At 42.4% G+C, this 21588-nt stretch carries 10 protein-coding genes and 1 pseudogene; 3 read left to right on the forward strand and 8 right to left on the reverse strand.

Annotated features, from left to right (window positions below):
- Positions 1-36: 36 nt before the first annotated feature.
- The 8 genes and pseudogenes from NPUN_RS17420 to NPUN_RS17455 form a co-directional block, all read right to left on the reverse strand.
- Positions 37-3219 (reverse strand): annotated as a pseudogene (locus NPUN_RS17420) (type I polyketide synthase); the annotation flags it as partial.
- Positions 3209-4666 carry an aspartate aminotransferase family protein gene (locus NPUN_RS17425; RefSeq protein WP_012409829.1) on the reverse strand — a complete coding sequence of 486 codons (1458 nt, stop codon included), beginning with the start codon at positions 4664-4666 and terminating at the stop codon, positions 3209-3211. The pseudogene NPUN_RS17420 and the gene NPUN_RS17425, both read right to left, overlap by 11 nt.
- Positions 4667-4818: 152 nt before the next feature.
- Positions 4819-5565 carry a class I SAM-dependent DNA methyltransferase gene (locus NPUN_RS17430; protein WP_012409830.1) on the reverse strand — a complete coding sequence of 249 codons (747 nt, stop codon included), beginning with the start codon at positions 5563-5565 and terminating at the stop codon, positions 4819-4821.
- A 214-nt stretch (positions 5566-5779) separates the two neighbouring features.
- Positions 5780-6673, reverse strand: coding sequence for a TauD/TfdA dioxygenase family protein (locus NPUN_RS17435; protein ID WP_012409831.1), 894 nt, complete (start codon positions 6671-6673; stop codon positions 5780-5782).
- 44 nt (positions 6674-6717) lie between these two features.
- Positions 6718-7995 carry a glycosyltransferase gene (locus NPUN_RS17440; RefSeq protein ID WP_012409832.1) on the reverse strand — a complete coding sequence of 426 codons (1278 nt, stop codon included), beginning with the start codon at positions 7993-7995 and terminating at the stop codon, positions 6718-6720.
- 4 nt (positions 7996-7999) lie between these two features.
- Positions 8000-11260, reverse strand: coding sequence for a non-ribosomal peptide synthetase (locus tag NPUN_RS17445; protein WP_012409833.1), 3261 nt, complete (start codon positions 11258-11260; stop codon positions 8000-8002).
- Positions 11261-11283: 23 nt separating this feature from the next.
- Positions 11284-12333 (reverse strand): TauD/TfdA family dioxygenase, encoded by a 1050-nt coding sequence (locus NPUN_RS17450; RefSeq protein WP_012409834.1) that lies wholly within the window; start codon positions 12331-12333, stop codon positions 11284-11286.
- Positions 12334-12651: 318 nt separating this feature from the next.
- Positions 12652-16188, reverse strand: a complete 3537-nt coding sequence (locus NPUN_RS17455) for a condensation domain-containing protein (RefSeq protein ID WP_012409835.1) — start codon at positions 16186-16188, stop codon at positions 12652-12654.
- A gap of 824 nt (positions 16189-17012) precedes the next feature.
- Between NPUN_RS17455 and NPUN_RS17465 the strand changes: the two genes are divergently transcribed.
- The 3 genes from NPUN_RS17465 to NPUN_RS17475 all read left to right on the forward strand — a co-directional run bounded on the left by NPUN_RS17465 (position 17013) and on the right by NPUN_RS17475 (position 21188).
- Positions 17013-17252, forward strand: a complete 240-nt coding sequence (locus NPUN_RS17465; RefSeq protein ID WP_041565485.1) for a hypothetical protein — start codon at positions 17013-17015, stop codon at positions 17250-17252.
- Positions 17253-17402: 150 nt separating this feature from the next.
- The gene (locus tag NPUN_RS17470) at positions 17403-18542 is read left to right on the forward strand and encodes a PepSY-associated TM helix domain-containing protein (protein WP_012409836.1); all 1140 of its coding nucleotides are present in this window, start codon (positions 17403-17405) and stop codon (positions 18540-18542) included.
- Positions 18543-18593: 51 nt separating this feature from the next.
- Entirely contained in the window at positions 18594-21188 is a 2595-nt protein-coding gene (locus NPUN_RS17475; protein WP_012409837.1) for a TonB-dependent siderophore receptor, read from the forward strand.
- Positions 21189-21588 lie beyond the last annotated feature (400 nt).

Raw genomic sequence — 21588 nt, forward strand, 5'->3', positions numbered from 1 at the left:
AACTGATACAAGCTCCTGAGCTTCGTCTTCAGTTAATTCTTCTAACTCCGCTATAATCATTTCTTCAATAAATAAACCCAACTCAGCTACAGAGGGTGCTTCAAAGAGGGCACGAAGGGATAGTTCTAGTTGGAAGTTTTTGCGAAGCTGGGCAATCACCTGAATACCGATCAGGGAATTTCCTCCCAATTCAAAAAAGTTGTCATATATACCTACTTGTTCTATACCCAACGATTGTTGGTAGAAGCTAGCAATTTTGTGTTCGAGTTCACTGCTAGGAGCAACATAAGAGTTCCGTAAGTGCGGGCGCGAATGTAGCGAAAGCTCTGATACTATTTCGCTATTCGTTGGCAATTGATATTCCTGTGCTTCGCCGCCTTGAAAGTGTTCTGGTGAGCATGTCTGCGATATGGCGACAACTTGTGTTTGTTTGTGTGGTTCAATCCAATAACGCTGGCGCTCAAACGGATAGGTCGGTAAAGGCAAACGATCGCGACGCTCATGAGAATAAAATCCTGCCCAATCTATCTGCACGCCTGCAAGCCAAAGCTGACCTAGTGTATTCAGCAAAAAGGCAATATCTGACTGACGTTCGTAAGAATGCCGCAGCGATGGCAGCACAACTCGATCTACTAGGCGATCGCTCTGTAAAATACTGAGTGCTAAACTGCTCAATGTCTGCCCAGAACCAACTTCTAATAGAACCGGATTATGTTTTTTGGACAATTCTTGCACTGCCGAAGCAAACTGCACAGTTTGGCACAGATGCTTAACCCAGTAGCTAGGATCTGTTGCTTGCTCTGCTGTAATCCAAGTTCCTGTGACGTTGGACAGATAGGGAATTTTAGGTGGTTGGAGATTGAATGTTTTAACTAGGCTATGTAAGCCGGGTGCGATCGCCTCCATCATTTTTGAATGAAAAGCATGGGAAGTCACAATCCGCCGACACGCCAAACCCTTTTGGGTTAGGTGGTGTTCCAATTCATCCACAGCCTCGGTGCAACCCGAAATCACACAAAGAGATGAGCCGTTGATTGCTGAGAGGGAAAGTTTCTCACTAAGGAAAGGCTGCACTTCTTGTTCTGTTAGGGGAACAGCCAGCATTGCCCCTGCTGGCAACTCTTGAATCATTTGCGCTCTTTTGGCAACAAGAGTCAGAGCGTCTTCTAGGGACAAAACTCCTGCTAAAGTTGCCGCTACAAATTCACCGATGCTATAGCCAATCATGGCCACAGGACGAATTCCCCACTCGAACCACAACTGAGCCAAAGCGTACTCAACGACAAAGATGGCTGGTTGGGTGAAAAAGGTTTGATTTAGTTTTTGGGTGGCTTCATCTGCTGGTTCTTCACTACGACCAAGCATCTTTCGCAAATCCAGACCTGGTTTCGATGGGTTCTGTTTTTGGGAACTATTTTTGGGATACAGTACATCCCGCAGATCCAGACCAAGGATAGGTTTTAGCAACAGGCAACATCTGTCCACTGCTTCTTGAAACGTCGGCTCAACTTGGTAAATTTCAAGAGCCATGTTAATGTGATGAGTTCCCAGTCCAGGAAACATCAAAGCGACGGGGCGATCGCGATCGCGCAGCCCATCCGCAGGACTGGGCGTGTATGCAGCGTATTCGCTTGTCTCTTGAATACTAGTCAAAACTCGTTTTGGATCTTGCAGTGCATTCATTGCATCATCAATATCCTGACAAACAACCACCCGTCGATAGCCCATAGCCCTGCGCCCCACCTTCAGGGTATAAGCCACATCAGCTAAGTTTAAATTTGGATGCTGTTTGAGGTGATTAACCAGATTTGCCGTAGCTGTTTCTAATGCTGATTCCGTTTTGGCAGAAATAACCAACAGCTGATATTTCCTCCCCTGCTCCCCCTGCTCTCCTATCGGGGCTTCCTCCAAAATTATATGTGCATTAGTTCCCCCAATACCAAAGGAACTAACTCCAGCACGGCGGGGGGTGCTATTGGTTTTCCATTCAGACAACTTGGTGTTTACATAGAAAGGACTATTGGTGAAATCAATCTCAGGGTTGGGTTCCTCAAAGTGTAAGCTAGGTGGAATCAACTTGTGTTTTAGAGCCAGAACCGTCTTAATGAATCCAGCTATACCTGCCGCCGCATCTAGATGTCCGACATTAGTCTTCACCGAACCAATGGCACAGAAGTTTTTTTTCTGAGTACTTGTACGGAAGGCTTTTGTTAAAGCCTTGATTTCCACAGGATCTCCTAGAACTGTACCGCTACCATGACACTCTACATAGTTGACTGTCTCAGCCTCAATATCTGCTACAGCCAGAGCTTGTGCGATCGCCTGGGCTTGCCTAACTAGGCTAGGTGCTGTGTAACCAACTTTTAAAGCTCCATCATTATTGATGGCGGAACCAATGATTACAGCATGAATGCAATCGCGCTCGCTGAGAGCATCTTCCAAGCGCTTGAGAACTACTACTCCAACTCCGCTGCCACCCACAGTTCCCCTAGCTTTGGCATCAAAGGTACGACAGTGCCCATCGGGAGACATGATTCCCACTTCTTGATGTAAATAACCAGCTTTTTGTAAGACATTTATGCTCACACCACCAGCTAGAGCCATATCACATTGGTAACTGAGCAAGCTTTGGCAAGCCAAATAGATTGAAACTAATGATGTGGAGCAACCAGTTTGAACATTAATACTTGGGCCTTTTAAATTTAATTTATAGGAGGTGCGTGTAGTTAGGAAATCTTTTTCATTACCCAGCAGCGTTTGTTGACCAATTTCTAAGCTGAGTAAGTTGCGGTTGGAAGCAATGTTAAACAACAAATAGCTGTTCCAGCCCATACCCCCATAAATGCCAATTTCGCCTGCAAAGTTTTCAGAATCGTAGCCAGCATCTTCCAGAGCCTGCCAGGAACACTCCAAGAAAAAGCGGTGTTGGGGGTCCATAATTGCTGCTTCTCTGGGGTTAAAACCAAAGAATGCAGCGTCAAATAATTCTATATCTTCTAATACTGCCCCAGCTTTTACATGGCGAGGATTATTCAGTATAGCTGGGTCAATTGCTGAATTTAATATATCTTCATCCGTTAAGACAGAAATTGACTCCACACCATCTTTGAGATTTCGCCAAAAATCATTAATACTTTTGGCTCCAGGAAAACGGCCAGCCATACCAATCACAGCTATCCCTTCCATATTCTCGTTCTTGAAAGTATCATTAACGGACATCGGCTATCTGCTCCCTCGTTTCTAATGAGAATTCTTTCACCAAATTTTGTGGAGCAATAGGAGGTAAAAAGCCTCCTTTGCGTAGTTCCCTAACGCTATCTTTAAAAGCCTGAATTATATAATTAATATCTTCATCTGTATGAGCTGTAGAAAGGTAGCCTCCAGGGCCTCCCAACATAACCCCCTTATCTAGAAGGTGATAATATAAAAGTTCTCGCAACTCGGATGGAGTAGCATATTCTAAAAGCGAAAAGTTCTCTAAAAAAGCAGGACTAAACCACGAGCTAAAATTCCTCAGACGTAAGGGAACTTCTTCTTCTTCAAAGTAAGCATTTAATGTTTCAACTAGTTGCGACATCCGTTGATTCAATTGCTGTTGTAACTGCGATCCTTGCATTTTTAAATGTTTAAGTACAGCCAGTGCCGCAGCCATAGCTAGTGGATGCCTACGAAATGTACCTGCAAAATATGTTGTTTCGACTTGAGGTTGAGATGCATCACCATAATTCCACATTCCGCCATCAATTCTATCCATGTAAGTAGCTTTGCCAGCAATAATTCCAATCGGCATTCCGCCACCAACAATCTTTCCATAAGTAGCTATGTCGGCTTCAACACCAAACCACGCCTGTGCACCACCTGGATGAACACGAAAGCCAGTTATTACTTCATCAAAAATTAATGCTATCCCTAATTCTTTGGTCAATTGCCTCAGCTGTAAAAGAAAATCTTTAGGCTGTAAATCTGGTCGGCGACTTTGTACAGGTTCAACTAAAACGGCAGCCAATTCGTGCTTATTAGCTCTAATTGCATCTAGTGATTGAGGATTTCCATAATCTAAAACTAAATAATCTTCAACAATATTTTGCGGTATTCCTGAAGTTATTGGTACAGTATGCGGAATCCCATCTATCGTTTCTACCTCAACTAACGTTCCATCAAAATGACCGTGATAGGAGCCAGAAAATAGCACAATCTTGTTACGTCCTGTTGCTGTTCGTGCTAAACGGATTGCTGCCATCACTGCTTCTGTGCCTGTGTTGCTAAAGGCAACCCTCTCCATTCCTGTCAGTTCACAAATTAATTCACCGACTTCACCTGTTAATTCTGATTGCGGACCAATTTGGATTCCTTTTTCAAGTTGTTCTTTGAGGGCTGCTTGGATAAAAGGTGGATTGTGACCAAAAAGATTGACTCCCAATCCCATCATGAAATCTATATATTCATTGCCATCAACATCCCATATCCTGGAACCCAGAGAGCGCTTTGCAGTAATAGGGTAGCACATTTCTTTACAGGACAAACTAAAACCTACAGGTCCCATATTACTAGTAATAATCGGACGATAAGTTTGAGCAAGTTGTTTTGATTTTTTTGTCCGCTCGTTGTAGCGTGTAGTGAATGCTTCTAAATATCTCTGTTGTAAATGATTTCCTGCTTTATTCATAAATATAGGAATCCTAGATGATTTGTGAAATTTCACGTATGGTCTGTTGACTGTTGACTCAGAGCGTCGGTAATTTTTTCTAAAATAAAATCGGATTTCTATAGTTAATACTAAAAATGTAAAAAATCATCTTCTAGTACTGAATCAGATTATTAATTAGGTTTACGACAAACAAAGCAGGCTCGACTAGAACCTCCATTTAATCCCAAATCTTGTTCTGCATTATATACTTTAACTTCTATGAATCCCGTCTTTTCCAGAGTAGATATAACTTCTGCTATTGAATAAGTTTTCAATGTAAAACTTACGTCAAAACGCTGCCAATTTGCATTTATTAATTGGAGTATAGTATGCTTTTGTTCTAATTTATTTTCCTGATTATAACTATTAGTTACTAGGGAAACAAAATCATCTTTAACTTCAACAGTGTCTAAAACCTCATTTTCATCTATTTCTAACTCACTTTTGATTATTAAATCGAACAGAGCGAAACCATTTTCTAGCAGTGAATCATACATATTTTGAAATACGCTTGTCAGTTCCTCAATACTGAGGATATACATAAGGGAAGCAAGTGAAATAACAGCATTGAACCTAGATGTAAACTTGAAAAAGCGTGCATCACCCTGGAGAAATTTAACACTAGGTGCTTTTTGACGAGCAAGATTCAACATCTCTTCAGAACCATCAAGTCCAGTTACTTGATATCCCATTAATAGTAAACGTTGTGCTACTGGCCCTGTACCACAACAAAGGTCGAGAATATGTGCTTCTTTGGGTAGATACTGTAAAAGTAATTTTTCCATAAGTTCTACCCAAACATCGTAGTTAACTTTGTGGGTACGGTCGAAAGCATTAGCTAAAGCATCATACTCAGAATATATCTTTGATGAAGACATGAAATGCTCCTTTTATCGTTATATAAATTTGTGATATGTTGTATTTACTGTATCTATGTACTGATAGATCAATACGCTTGAGTTAATGGTTTACTCTTTGTCAAAGTGAATTTTTTTAACGAACCGCATTCGCGCAGCGTCTCGTTAGAGAAGGACGCAAAGGACGCGAAGAAAAGAAAGAAATGCTTAACTGAATTGTATTGACTGATAGATATCAAAAGTTGAGGTAACTTAGGAGAGAAAACAAGCGCCGACGATTATCGCTAAATGCTCTACGACCATGCAAAAATCTAGAATTATCAATCATTACTAAATCGCCGGGTTTCCAACGAATTTCTTGAGTTAAGCTATACATGACTTTCTCAATTTCCTCTATAGCTGCATCAGGTATTAACGAACCATCCTCAAAAGTTAATGCTGATTCTAATTCCAAATTTACGGAGCCTTTCAGGTTACTATTGCCTGTGATAATGTCATTGACAAAGGCATTTTGATTACCATATTTTGTTTGAAGCACAGCTGAACAAATATATTCTGTATATATAGACTCCTCTTGGTCGATTTGGTATTTTACATTATTAAAACCATCTAACACTCGTTTGGCATCAGATATAGTAGCATCTGAACCCAAAAAATGCTTCCATTTATCAGCAGGGAATTTATGAACAAACTTAATTTTTTTAGAAATAAATAACTTTCTTAACTCTTCACTTAATTTCTGCCAGACTTGAATACCATCCCAAAATAAAGTTTCGCCCCCTTCTGCTGCTGGTACAGTGCAGCAAAACCAAACAGCATCAGGTGAAAAGGGAGAACTACCGTTTTCACGATGAGGGAGAATTTCATGCATTCCTATATCTACTAAACTGACAAACCCGTTTGGCTCAACCAGAGGTTTATCATCATCTCGCGTGAGTCTAGAACTAAATTGTTCTGCAAACACTTGCATCAATTCATGGGTGATCCCAAACCCTCGAAATAGAATAATCCCAGATGACTTGAACATCTCCTGAATTTTCGCAACAGAGAGGTTAAGAATATCTTTGCATTCATCGCTATAGATAATTTTGTTGGTACTGGTTTCTGGTAAATCGATTTGAATTGTCATAGTTGTATTGCAAAACTAAAAATTATCTGTAGAAAATTTCATTTTTATACTTTGTTTGGCAAATGGCGATGAAAAGCTTCGATCGCTCGAACCACTCCATTTTCTGCTTGGATCTTTCGCCCCATTGCCTCTGCACGAGCTTGCATTGACTTGTCATTGGTGGCTAGTCGAATCGCATCTGCTAACCTCTTGGTAGATAATTGGTGTGGCAAAATCGGCTTTGGGCTTAGACCTAACTCTGCTACACGATGCGCCCAAAAAAATCGATCATCTCCACTGGGTATGGTTATAGAAGGGATACCCGATCGCACGCCATAAGCTAATGTACCAGCACCTCCATGATGCACAAGTGCTGCCATTTGCGGGAATAGCCAATCAAATGGCACCCATTCGGAAAGTTTAAAGACTTTATCTGATAAATCGAAATCCTCGCTGAGGCTGTTTTCTCCAGTGAGTTCTCCTGGTACTTGTAAGATACACCTTTGACCTGTCTGGGCGATCGCTGACAAGACCAATTTCAGTTCTTCCTCTGTTAAACCACGACCAGCAACGTACACTGGTGGCGACCCAATTGCAATAAAATCTACTAGGTCTACAGGTGGCTGCCAATTTTCAGGACAATCCATAAACCAGTAGCCGGTAACGTGCAACCAATCAGGCCATTCAGACGGTTTAGGTAGTAAAGATGGGCTGTAGCCGTAGAGAAAAGGTAGTTTTTGCTGGTGTAGACGATGAACTGGGCTTAACCACCAAGCGGTAGGAGTTAATTTTAGGACTTCCTGTCGCCACCGGTTTATCGGCTGTCTAACAGATCGCCATAAGAATCGATCGAATAAGAAGTAGGTTAGCCTGTTGTAGATTCCACCTAAACGCAATTCAATTGGTGCAGCAGGGTTAGGAAAAGCGCCTGTTGGACTAATAGGTGGGATACAGGCTGCATAACAAGGTACACCCAGCTTTTCGATGATGTCATAACCCAGCAATGAAAATTGACTCAAGATAATTGCCTCTGCTCCCTGACAAAGATCGAGGAGTTTAAACAGGTAGCTATCTTCAAGAGGTTGCAGAACACTCCTAATATTATTGAAGATGTAAAAGGGGTTGGGATGAAACCATTTCCAGAATGGCTCTGTGGAAAATTCTTCTGCATGTAGATCCATACAAACACATTCCAGACCCCATCGGCTGATAAATTCCTGACGAGCCTGATTAGTAAAAACAACTAGCTTTACCACATGTCCTGCTTGTTGCAATCCCAGTCCTAAAGCAAGATAAGGTTGAAGATCTCCAAGGGAACCACCTGTAACAATCGTGATACGCATATTTTTATCTCTTTGTGCGAAGTTGTTTTTGGCGATTTATCACCTCTTTTTGCTTCCAAGCGCGATCGCGAACTTGCTCTACTTCTAACTGTGCGTCTTTTCCCTCATTTAAATATTTCGCCAACGAATCTATAGTTGGATGCTCAAGCAGTTCAATAATTGATAAGTCTTGCTCCAACAGTTCCTTGAGTTGGCTATGAACTTGAGCAATTAACAACGAATGACCGCCTATGTCAAAAAAGTTGTCATGAATACCCACCTTTTCTAGATGAAGTACCTCTTGCCAAACAGCAGCAATTGTTTGTTCCAGCTCAGTAGTGGGTGGTAAATAAGTAACTTTCAACTCTGGTCGCAACTTTTCCACGACCGAGAGGGATTTCCTATCTATTTTACCATTAGAGGTTAATGGCAATGCATCCAGTTGTAAATAAACTGAGGGGACCATATACTCAGGTAGCTTTGGTTTGAGAAATTGACTCAGTTCGCTGATAGAAGTGGATAAATCTGCCCTCAAAACAATGTATGCAACTAAACGTTGGTTGCCTGAGACATCTTCATGCACCACAACTACAGACTCTTGCACACCCGGATGCTCTAAAAGAGCCGCTTCAATTTCTCCTAGTTCAATGCGGAAACCTCGAAGCTTGACTTGGTTATCAATCCGTCCCAGAAACTCAAGAGTCCCATCACAACGATAACGAGCCAAGTCGCCTGTTTTGTACAAACGCTCCCCTGGTTCATTGCTGAAGGAATTGGGAATAAACTTTTCGGCTGTCAGTTCAGGCAGATTCAGATAACCTCGTGCCATTCCTTGACCGCCAATGTGCAGTTCGCCTACAAGACCAATTGGCACTGGCTGCAAGTGTCGATCTAACACGTAAAGTTGGGTGTTGGCGATCGGATGACCAATAGGAATTGAGCCTGACTGCTGTTTGTTATTTACCTGGTAAATGCAACAGCCAACTACGGTTTCGGTTGGCCCGTATTCATTCACTAGTATGGTGTCAGGGGCATACTTTTGCCAGAAAGCAATGTTCTGCGCCAATAAATTTTCACCCCCGATGATAAAAGCTCGCGTCCGACCTGCTGCTTCTTGAGGAGAGAACTGTTGAGCCAATAACTCTAAATGAGCAGGTGTAAGTTTGACCAAGCTTAAATTAGAGCTTTGGCTAAGAGCAGTGTAAAGCATCTCGATGCCTTGGTTTTCTGGCAGCAGCTTTACTTGAGAACCCACTAGTAAGGGTGAAAATAGACTTGTAATTGTGAGGTCAAATCCTAAAGGTGAGTGAACTAGCGTCCCTGTTCCTTGCTCGACTGTGTAAGCTTGCGTACACCAACTTAGGTAATTAACTAGCCCTCGGTGGGGAATCAATGTTCCCTTGGGCTTGCCAGTGGAACCAGAGGTATAGATAATGTATGCCAAGTTTTCAGGGGTTGTTTGACTAACCGGGTTGGCTATATTTTCCTGGGCTATGTCTTCCCAATTAGTATCTAGGCAAATGACTTTGGTTCCCTTTGTGGGTAAGCTAGCTGCTAAATGCTGCTGAGTCAATAGTATCGGTACATTACTATCCGCGATGATGTAGGCTTGTCGTTCCAGTGGATAGGTTGCTTCAATCGGTACGTAGGCTCCACCAGCTTTGAGAATGCCCAATACTACAACCATCATCAGTGGGGAACGCTCTACACAAATCCCCACTAGTACATCTGGCCCAACTCCCAGTCGCTGGAGGTAGTAGGCGAGTTGATTTGCTCTGGCGTTGAGCGAACCATAGGTTAGTCGCTCCTTCCCAGATATCACGGCAATGTTATCTGGAGTTCGCTCTACTTGTTCTTGGAATAGATGGTGGATACACTTGTCATTTGGATAAATGGTTTTTGTATTGTTGAACTCAATCAGCAATTGCTGCCGGTGGCGATCGCTCAGAATCTCTAAGCGACTAATTACGGCTTCCGGATTATTGGCGACGCTTTCTAACAAAGTCTGAAATTGTCCCGCCAAACGTTTGATATCCTCAGTTGGGAATAAATTGGCATCATAGTGAAATTCGTAACCCAAAGAGTCTTCCCTACACAGACAAGAGAGTTTTACTTTAAATCTGTCAATATATGCGGACTGCTGATAAACGGAAAGTGATAAATTATTGTCTACAGAATACTTTGCTTGTCTGTGTTCAAACTCGAAACAAAAGGGGAAGAAGGAAGTAGCTTCCCCAGTCTGTTCTTGGGTAAAATACTCCTGCCATTGAGCATTCTGATGGCTAAGTTCGTTAACTTGCTGCAAAATCTCGCTAAATGTCCAGTTTTCTTCCAGATGACAAACAAGCGGTAAATATTTTGCAAATAGCCCGAAAGCTGACTCTAATCCCTCATAGTTTCGACCATCACAGACAGTACCAATCATAATCCTTGACTGTTGTGTGAGTCGCCAGAGGAAAATTGCAAAGCAAGTTAGTAAAACGACTTCTGTGGTAGTTTCATACTTCTGGGCGATCGCTTTAATCTCTGCTGCTAACTCATCAGCGATCGCATCGGCAAGAAACTGAGGTGAGAATCCTGGTTCAATCGGAGGCTGGTTTTCGCTTGTGAGCTTTAAAGTAAAAAGATCGGTAAAATCTTGCTGACACCAATACTCTCTTCCAGCTTTTGTCTCTTCTGACTCAAGTAAGTCATTGAGAATTTCCGATATATCAGCATACTGCATCGGTTCATCAAATAGCTGTTCGCCATCTAAGCAAGCTGCATAAGAAACACTGATTTCACGCACTAAATTTTTCAGCGTTCCGGCATCCGCATAGACAGCAGGCAAACCGATCAGCAATGTATATCTATCATCGGACAATTCAACCAAAGCCAGATGCAAAAGTGAATCTTGCTCAAAATCGGCAGCTAGCTGACTTACTTCCTGAAAAAGTGCCTCAATTTTACCTTCTTGTGCTTGCGGAGTCAGCTCCCTAAAATTATGCTCGTGAATTGATGGAAATATGCGATCGCTTCCTCTACCAACAATTCCTACAGGTAGGGGATCGCTAATAATTTGCAGGGGAATATCCATACCCGGCAAACAACGAAAAGTAGTACGCAAAATTTCATGTCGATTTAAGAGATTTCCTAAAACCGTCTCGAAAATTTTTCTGTTGAAATTTCCCTCAATTTGGATAGCACACTGAGCGCGATAAGGTAGCGTTGCCTGCCCTTGTTGTAACAACCATAGATGCTTCTGCTGTGGTGAAAGTCGAAAACCTTTGATAACTTTCTTTTGCATATTTCTAGCCTGTATTTTTTGCCCTAAATGGCTCTATGAATATAGGGTTCAGCCATTCCCACCACAATTTTTCGACAACCTACAAATGGCGCACGTCCATGAGCCACTAGCATATTGTCTAGCATTAAAATATCTCCCTCCTGCCAAGGGAAAGTAAGCGTTTCTTGTTGATAGCAAGAGCGAATTTCATCTAACACAGAAGATTCAATGGTCGAACCATCACCATAATAGGTATTTTGGGGAAGGTCTGACTCTCTAAACTCTGCTAAAAGAGACTCACGCATCGTTGATTCTAAGCTGGATACGTGAAAAAAAGCAGCGTGATTAAACCAGAGTATTTCATTAGTTATTGGATGTTTTGTAACAGCCTGACGAACCTGTTTCGTTCTCAAGAAATCACTGTCTTTCCATTCAGTCTCAATACCATTTTTGCGACAGTATTCTTCGACTTCTAGCTTGCTCGTAGTTTGAAAAACTGTTTGCCAGGGAAGACCAAATCCGTTACCAAAGTTGCGAACATACATCACCTGCTTTTGGATAAATAGTTCTCTAATTTTTGGGTTGATCTGCTGGAAAACTTTTCTCACATCGGCAATTGGTGTTTCTCCTCCCTGCTGCGGCGCTGTGATGCAAAAAAAGAATATTTTTAAAGGCCATGTATGCTGGTAAGAATTTTCGTTGTGTAGAAAAATACTTTGGCTAGCAGGGTAATCAGTTGATGTATAAATATTACCATTTACGTGACTGCGGGGCGAAGAACGTTCTCGATACTCTAGTAACTCCCCCGACACAGATCCGATGAACTCCTCAAACTCAGCTACTCCATTTATCTTAAAGTTCCGAAAAAGTATTCCTCCATATTTCAGCAATTCTGTTTCGATAAAAGACCGATTGCGTGTAGCCCAAACTGCGAGATTGACTCCTTCAACAGCAGGCTTGACTATTAAAGGTAAAAACTTTCCAGCCTGAATAAATTCTGTTTTGATTAATCCTTGTTGGGACAAGCTCATAGCTTGCCGCTTTAGGCTTGGCAACTTTTTGATCTCAAGCTTGTCGGATGGAGATTTTTTCATAATTACTGACTGCTGGGAATTCACACTACAACTAATTAGCTTGATTAGATCAAAAAATTGACAGGATATGTCACTTTCTTACAAACCATTGACATAACTGAAATCTTAAACGTTTGTCTGAACTAGAAAACTTTAGGAGCTTCCAAATTAAAAAATATCCAAAAATCCCATACAACAATCCTCTCTTTTCTTTCTCCGTGCTCTCTGCGCCTCTGTGGTTCGTTATCAATAAAAATCATTTTCAAAACTGAAATACGACTGCTATAAAAACTTTGTTTTCCCTAAAAAAATAACTCATTAACCTCAACCTTTCGAAATTCAATTTTTCTCTAATGCCAACTCTTCTTCAATCGCTTTCCGCTTCACATTCTTAAATTTATGAACACTAGCTTCTTTAATTTCTCGTTCTTTGGCAATTTGTTTTTCTCTGTCTGCTGTAACTAAAATTTCTTTGAGGGCATTCAACCTGATTTTGGGTTGAACTACAACGGTATGCAAAAGTGTTTGAAAATGTGACAACAACCGTGTGATAGTAACAGCCTCAAACAAATCTGTGCTGTACTCCATCCAACCCATTAAACCTTGCTCTATCTCCGTCAGATTCAGCAGTAAGTCATACTTTGCAGTCTGACTCTCAACCTCCGTGACACTCGCAGTTAAACCCGAAAGTGCTAAAGGCGGCATCGGTACATTTTGCAGCACCAGCTTGACTTGAAATAGAGGCGTACTGCTCAAAGTCCGTTGTGGGTTCAATACCTCCACTAGCTTGTCAAAGGGCATCTCCTGATGGGTGTAAGCTCCTATAGTTACCTCGCGCACTCGCTCTAATAACTCCTCAAAAGTGGGGTTCCCGGACAGGTTAATACGTAATACCAGTTGGTTGATAAAAAACCCGATTAGTAATTCAGTCTTCGCTTGATTGCGGTTCGCAATATCTGTACCGACCACAATTTCTTCCTGCTCTGTGTACCAATGCAGCAGCATTTTGAATGTTGCTAGCAATGTCATAAATAGCGTCACTTCCTGCTGCTGACTCAACACCTTGAGAGCATCCGTCAAGGACTTAGACAGCACTAGAGATTGTCGTCTACCTTGAAAAGTTTGAACTACTGGTCGGGGATGGTCAGTAGGCAGTTGTAGTATCGGAAGATTGTTCAGTTGTTTTTTCCAGTAAGTTAGTTGCGACTCCAATACTTCCCCTTCTAGCCACTGGCGTTGCCAGATTGTATAATCTGCATACTGAATGGGCAACTCAGGTAAAGGCGTGAGCTGTCCCTTAGAATAAACTTCATAGAGTATTGTCAGTTCCCGAAAGAGGACTCCCATAGACCAGCCGTCAGAGACAATATGGTGCATTGTCAACAACATGATATGTTCTTGTTCGCTGCACTCTAGAAGAGTCACTCGTAGCAATGATCCCTGAGTCAAATCAAAAGGCTGCCGAGCTTCCTGAGTGGCTAGCCAATGCACCTCGGCTGCACGGTGAATTTCAGGGATATCCCGCAGATTTACCATAGGCAAGGTTAAGGTGAAATCTGGACAAATCACCTGCATTGGCTTCCTATCTACAGTAGTAAACACCGTTCGCAAGGCTTCATGTCGTCGGACGATTTCATTGAAGCTTTGCTCTAGTGCCGCTATGTTGAGTACACCTTGGAAGTGCATTACAACAGAAATATTGTAGAAAGGGTTGCCTGGTTGCAATTGGTCAAGAAACCACAGTCGCTGTTGAGCAAAAGATAGAGGGTGAAAGTCTGTGGTTTTTCGGTTTTGGGTAAGGGTTACTGATGGTATACAAGCTGCCGTTGTCAGTTTAGCAAGTATCTTTGTCGCTAGCTCAGTGATGTTAATACCTTCAAAAAAGTCTGCTATGGGTACACTAACTTCTAGATCATCCTCAATCCTGTTTTTTAACTCAATAACTCTTAAAGAATCGAGTCCTAAAGGGGTTAGTGGCTGTTGAAGGTTGATTTCATGCAGTGGAATTGCAAATACCCGTGCTATCTGTTTTTGAAGATATGACTCTAACAGGGGCTGTTGCTTGCGCGGGGTGAGGGCTAAAAGAGCTTCACGCTGTAACCTATTTTCGTTTCCATCAATATTAATAGTTTTCTGAATACTGCTACCAACGACTTCCAGCTTGTTCGCCAGAAAATCGGCTTTTGTGGCACGGCGTTGAATCTTGCCACTAGAGGTTTTGGGAATAGTGCCTGGTTTAATCAGCACCACTGCGTATACTTGTATCTCATACTCCTCAGCCACAGCTTGACGAATTGCTGCAATGACTTCTTCAATATTTGGTTTGGCGCGAAACTCCAACTCTTGCACTACAACTAAGCGTTCTTCATTCTCTGCCTCAACTGAGAAAGCTGCACCACTGCCTGAACGCAATGATGAATGACTACGTTCCACAGTCAACTCTAAGTCTTGCGGATAAAGGTTGCGACCACGGATAATGATTAAATCTTTGGCTCGACCTGTGATAAATAGTTCTCCCTTGTCCAAAAAACCTAAGTCACCTGTGCGTAAAAATAGCCTAGAATCTGGGCCTTTGAGGGAGGCGTGGAATGTTTGCTTTGTCTCATCAGGACGGTTCCAATAACCTTGACCAATACTGGGCCCTGATACCCAGATTTCGCCTACTTCGTCGGGTTGACAAGGCTTAAGAGTCTCTGGGTGTGCAATGACAATTTGCTGTTGTGGTACACTTTGACCGCAACTGACAAAGGTCTGGATATCTTCACTAGTGGCTGCTTCAATGACTTGATGCCTTTCCAATGCAGATTTTGCAACTGTTTTGCAAGGAGGTAAAGCTTTCTTGATCCCACCCGAAACCATCAGAGTTGCTTCCGCCATACCATAACAAGGATAGAACCCTTCTGGACGAAAACCACACTCAGCAAAAGTGGCTGAAAATCGCTCTAGAGTCTCCGATCTGATGGGTTCAGCGCCGTTGAAGGCGACGCTCCAACTACTTAAGTCAAGAGTAGACTTTTGCTCAGGAGTAATCCTCTGAATACACAACTCGTAGGCAAAGTTGGGACCACCACTAGTTGTACCACGATATTGAGAAATTGCCTGCAACCATCGATATGGACGTTGTAAAAATGAGGTGGGAGACATTAAGACGCAAGGAAACCCTCCATATAATGGTTGCAGTATTCCACCAATCAATCCCATGTCATGGTAAACGGGTAGCCAAGAGACAAACTGACTCTCAGGCGAATGTTCCATGATTTGGTAAGTCACGGCAGCATTATGTAGTAGGTTGCCATGACTAAGCATGACACCTTTAGGAGTGCCTGTAGAACCAGATGTATATTGCAGAAACGCTAATATCTGCGCGTCAATTTCAGGTTGTTGCCAAGAATCTTCTATGCCTTGTGCCAGGTTGTCAGTTGTCAGCCAACATAAACTTCCCTGGTCTGTGTGTTTTGTCAGTAAAGACTTGACGTTAGGGAGGAGCGTTGTTGTCGTTAAAATAATTGCTGCTTGTGCATCTGCGATAATTGCCTGAATTCTGGGCGTATTACGTTGATTGCGCGGCGGGTAAGCCGGAACTGCCACGACTCCAGCATATAAGCAACCGAAAAATGCTGTTAAGTAATCCAATCCCGGAGGATAGAGCAATATAGCACGTTCCCCACTTAAACCAAGGGCTTGGAGTTGAGATGCTATAGCCCGACTGCGACGATCCAGCTCATAGTAAGTTAGCGTTGATTCCTGAGTTTCTCCATCTTCGAGGAAGGTGAATGCTTGTGTGTGCGGCTGTGTCGAACTGCGATCGCGCAGAATATCGACGACTGTCGTACACTGATGGGAAATTTGGGGAAATATATTGAGAATTAAAGACATTTTCCGCCTCAAGCAATCAGATGCACGTAAACAATGGTGGAATCGGGGAAACCAGATCGGAGCAGGGGAAAACCCCATTGATAAATCTAGGCGGCTCGGTAAAAAGACATCAAGAAAGCTTGTTGCAACCAATCTCGGTGCAAATCTTTTTTCCTTTTTCCATAAATAAATTTAGTTGCTCTGCGATCGCCTACAGAGAGTTTTCTCCCCTTGCTTTCGTAACCGACCCAGCTTCAAGTGCCCTCCTTTTTGGTCAGTCACCTAAAATTTTGGCTCAGGTATATTGACAGTTATTTTTAATTAGCACTAGCACTATATAGCAACTTTACTGCCTTTAGCAACTTTAGAGTAATAGAGAATACTTATCAGTAAGAGTTAATAAATTAGCTGCTACTATTCGATAAACTTCTTTGTATCTCATGGTAAATACAAATGAGCGTGTACGATAAGGTCTTTCTTAATACTGATATACGACCCTAAATGCTACATATTTTAATTACTCAGTAATAGTCCTAAAACTCTTGCTTTATCAAGACAAGTCCAAAAAATTAATGTAACTCAATCGCTCTACTTCTAGCTTAGTCTTGGTTTATCCCATTAGGTACAAGATATCAGAATATCGACTTGATACTATAAAAATCTTGTGTTAATTGTTACTAGCTAAGAGCAGTAGTATTGTTGAAATTTTTCTTCGATGGTGTAAATTATTATTTGTTTTTATTTTATTAAGCTTGCTTTTTTAATGCAAATAGATTTCAATACTCTTTAAATGCTAGTATCTGTCAACTAGATATTGAGTGGTGTAACGGAGTCAGAAAACAATAATGAAGTCTAAACAGTTTGTTCTCGGTCTATGGCTGACAGGTGCGATCGTGGTGTTGATGACAGAACCTACTAGAAGTGAGCAAATATCATCACTTCTAGTTCATAAGAGTATAGTGTCCACCGACGCTAACAAAGGCTTTATTCAGCAAATACGCCTGATTACCAAAGAGCAGACTGTTGAACCAATCCAACAAATTCGGCAAGTAAGTGAGATAGAGAATCCAGCCAAGAGCGACTAATTATCATTAGTGCAGTCGCCAATACAATAAACACGCGTTCCCAAGAAATCGTGCAAGTTTACGATTATCAGATTCAGTAACCATGTGGTTTTTATCACCTTGGTTTCTGCTGATTAATATACTGTTGTTTTTGCTCAAGTAGTCTCTACCATGCCTGCGAAAAAGCTCCGTCATTTGACCTTTATTCTGCATCGCATCCTGGGTTTTGCGATCGGATTAATTGCCATCCCACTTAGCTTAACTGGCAGCTTGATCGTTTTCCAGCACGAAATCAACGAGTTTCAACTGCATCAACAGTTTGGTGCTATTTTGCCCAAAGGCGATCGCTTATCACTGGAAGTCGTTCTGGATATTGTCAAAGCTGCCTATAGCAAGCTGCCGGAAATGGCATTGCAAAGGGTTTATTTCCCTACTAAACTGGACGATTTCTTTAATGTCGTCATCTCAATTCAGGGCAATGATTGGGTAGAAGTCTACGTCAACCCTTATACGGGGGCAATTCTGGGCAACAGTCTGGATCCCAATGCCATACAGGGCTTTCTCCAATTTGTTTATGAACTCCATACCTCTTTGAAATTGGGCGATCTGGGTTTACAGATTGTTGGTATCGTGGGTTTAGTGACGAGCATCGTTGTGATCTTGGGAATTATCTTGTGGCCCGGTTGGCGCAAGCTGATAGCAGGTTTCAAAATTAAGTGGGATGCCCACCCCAAGCGGTTTAACTTCGATCTGCACAAGGTATCTGGTATTACTACCGCCATATTTTTACTGTTCACATTTTTCACTGGATTTGCCTGGAATTTGGGCTATGTTGACCCTCTGATTCGTGCCATTACCTTGAGTCCTTCGCTTCCTGAGCTTGTCTCTGTGCCGTTAGCAGGTCAATCTCCCCTACCTCTGAGCCAGCAGATAAAAACGGCTCAACTTGCCCTACCGGACGGAGCATTGCGGAGCATTGACTTAACGACAGATCCGAAAGCGCCTCTGCGATTGCGGATGAAGCTGCCCCAAGAGGTGGAGGAATACGGTAAGAGCAATGTCTATCTGGATCAATACAGTGGTCAGATTTTACGAGTTGATAATTCATTAAAGGCATCGTTAGGCGACAAGATTCTCAATTCCTTCGAGCCACTGCACTACGGCACCTTCGGCGGCTTACCCACTCGCATTATCTATGTCTTCTTTGGTCTGTCTCCGTTAATTCTATTTATTACTGGCTTTGTAATGTGGTGGTATCGCAAACCCAAGCAGAAAGATGATTATTCTCATAAACAGAGTTATATAAAATAATTCTCAAATAATCGGCTTTGTTTTAAGAAGTACTATTAGGTGTGTGGAGTGATGAAACTGTTGCGATCGCTGTTTATTTCCTGTTTTTTTATTGTTGTGATTATACAACCAACTCAGGCAAAGGAAGTAACTGAAATTTCTCGTCTACAGGAACTAAACCGTTCCACAAGAACAGTCAAAGAATGGTTAGCTCAGATAGAACAACAGAACCCTCCTGACCAAAAAGAGAAACAGGAGAGTGAAGTTGTACAAGTTACCTCAGTGAAAGCAAACCCCACCGATAAGGGTTTAGAGGTGATTTTACAAACCTCGAAAGGACAAGAATTGCAAGTAGTGAATCGCAGTTCGGGCAATAACTTCATCACTGATATTCCCAATGCCCAACTGCGTTTACCGAACGGTGACGCTTTTACATTTCGCTCTACTAGACCAATTGCAGGTGTTAGCGAAATAACGGTAACAAACTTTGATGCTCAGACTATTCGGGTAAGTGTGACGGGTGAGGCGGGTGTACCCATTGTTGAGTTATTTGACAGTCCGGATGAGGGTATTATCTTCTCTGTAGCTAGTTCTGCATCTTCTGCACAACAGCCGCAGCAACAGCCTCAAACGCAAAACCCTACCCCTTCAGGACAGAGTGAGGGGTCACAACAAACACAGCCAACTCAACCATCAGCACAGAATGATGAACCAATTGAACTTGTGGTTACAGGTGAGCAAGATGGATATGCTGTGCCAGAAGCATCAACTGCAACTAAAACTGATACACCTTTACGTGATATTCCCCAGTCAATTCAGGTAATTCCCCAACAGGTGATCAGGGATCAAGGAATCACACGAATTACGGATGCGACTCGCAATGTTTCAGGCACAACGATCGCATCTGGCTACGGCAACCTGATCGGAGATGTTCGGGTTCGTGGCTTCTCTAGTGGTTTCTTAAGAGATGGATTTGCCAGTCAGCCTTTCTTCATCGATGGCGGCAATATTGAACAAGTAGAGGTGCTAAAGGGGCCTGCTTCGGTACTATACGGGGCATCAGAGCCAGGTGGAATCGTGAATTATGTCACCAAGAAACCCTTGAGTAATCCTTACTATGCAGTCGATTTAACTGCCGGAAGCTACGACTTCTACAAAAGTGCGATCGATTTGACTGGGCCACTTAGCAATGACAAACTATTACTGTATCGCTTGAATGTTTCCTATGAAAACTCCGGTAGCTACAGAGATTTCATTGACAATGATATTGTTTTTATCGCTCCCGTTGTCACCTATCAAGTTAGCGACTCAACCGACATCACCTTAGCCTATGAATATCTAAACGCGAAACTAGGGTTCGATCGCGGTTTTCAACCTTTCTCTGCCTTTTTACAGGTGCCCAGAAATCTGAATATCGCAGAAACTGACGATTTTCAAGATATTGAGCAGCATCGCCTCAATTTAACACTAAACCATCGGTTTAATCAGAATCTACGCCTCAGAAGCGGCTTTCTCTACCTCTCTGAGAAGCAAGACAGTTTTGTAACTCAACCCGGAGAACTGGACGCAGACGGTCGCACGTTAACAGACCGATCGTACTTTGGCGGCCCGAGTAACGCTGACAACTATGCATTGCAAACGGATTTGATTGGTGACTTTAAAACCGGTTCCATTACCCATCAACTACTGCTGGGGTTGGAATGGCGCAAAAGAGACCAGGCTGATCGGGGTATCAGTGGAGTTTATGAGGGGTCATTCGATATTTTCAATCCAGCCTATGGCTTACCACGCATAGCAGATCCCAATAGTTTCTTCGAGCAAACTACCATCACCACTGGCATCTACCTGCAAGACCAGGTGACATTGCTCCCAAATCTCAAATTACTAGCTGGCGGCAGATATGATTTTGTGGAATACAGTAGTGGCGATGGTCAATCCGCGCCGACTGAATTTTATGATAGTGCTTTTTCACCTCGCATTGGCATTGTCTATCAACCGATTGAACCGATTTCGCTCTATGCCAGCTACAGTAGTTCCTTTGTCCCCAATAATTCTAGAACTGCCAGTGGAGAACCGCTAGAGCCTTCGCGCGGGACTCAGTATGAAGTAGGCATTAAAGCTGAACTTTTTGATAAACGACTGTCAGCCACACTCGCAGTCTATGACATCACCAAAACCAACATTCCGACTACAGATCCTGATGACGATCAATTCTTGATCGCAGTTGGAGAAGTGAAAAGCCGAGGAATTGAACTGGATATTGCGGGGGAAATTTCACCGGGTTGGAAAGTGATTGCTTCTGGCTATTTAAATGATGCCTTTGTGAGCAAAGATAACAATCTACCCGAAGGTCGCCGCTTGACAAATGCGCCAACTCAGGGGGCGAGTTTGTGGACAAACTATGAAATTCAAAAGGGTGACTTGAGAGGTTTGGGAATTGGCGCAGGGCTATTTTTCGTAGGCGATCGCACTGCCAACATCGACGATCCATTAACCCTTCCCTCTTATGTCAGAACTGACGCTTCTATCTCTTATAAACGCGATAATTGGAGGGCTGCGCTCAACTTTAAAAATATCTTCAATATTAAATATTACGAATCAAACGACTACCTCGTCTTCCCACAAGCACCATTTACTTTACAGGGAACCATTTCTGTAGAGTTTTGACCCAACCCTAACCTCTCCTTATAGCTGGTTGTGTAATGTGGCGGTATCGCTATCGGGCAAAATCTAGTGCAAGAAGGCAGAATAAAATAAAGTTCGTACAGTAAGCTTTTTGAACTAGATAGTTATTTCCGCTTTCCTGCACTAGTAGTCTGTCAAGGTAGTAATGAAAAGTTTGTAGCAAGCACAAAGCATGCTTAGAAACATGGACTAAAGTCCTTACTACAGAATTGTTTACTCCTCGATTCAAAGCTGACAGACTACTAACGATCTGTCACAAAAATTTTGATAGGTAAATCAGTTTTAAATTTCTCTTTTCTAACTCTTAACTTCTCTGCGAGACGCTCTTGCTAGCTTGCTTTGACCTAGGAGTATGAGGTTCGTTCTCTTATCAATCAAAATT

The sequence above is a fragment of the Nostoc punctiforme PCC 73102 genome (assembly GCF_000020025.1).
Classification (GTDB): Bacteria; Cyanobacteriota; Cyanobacteriia; order Cyanobacteriales; family Nostocaceae; genus Nostoc; species Nostoc punctiforme.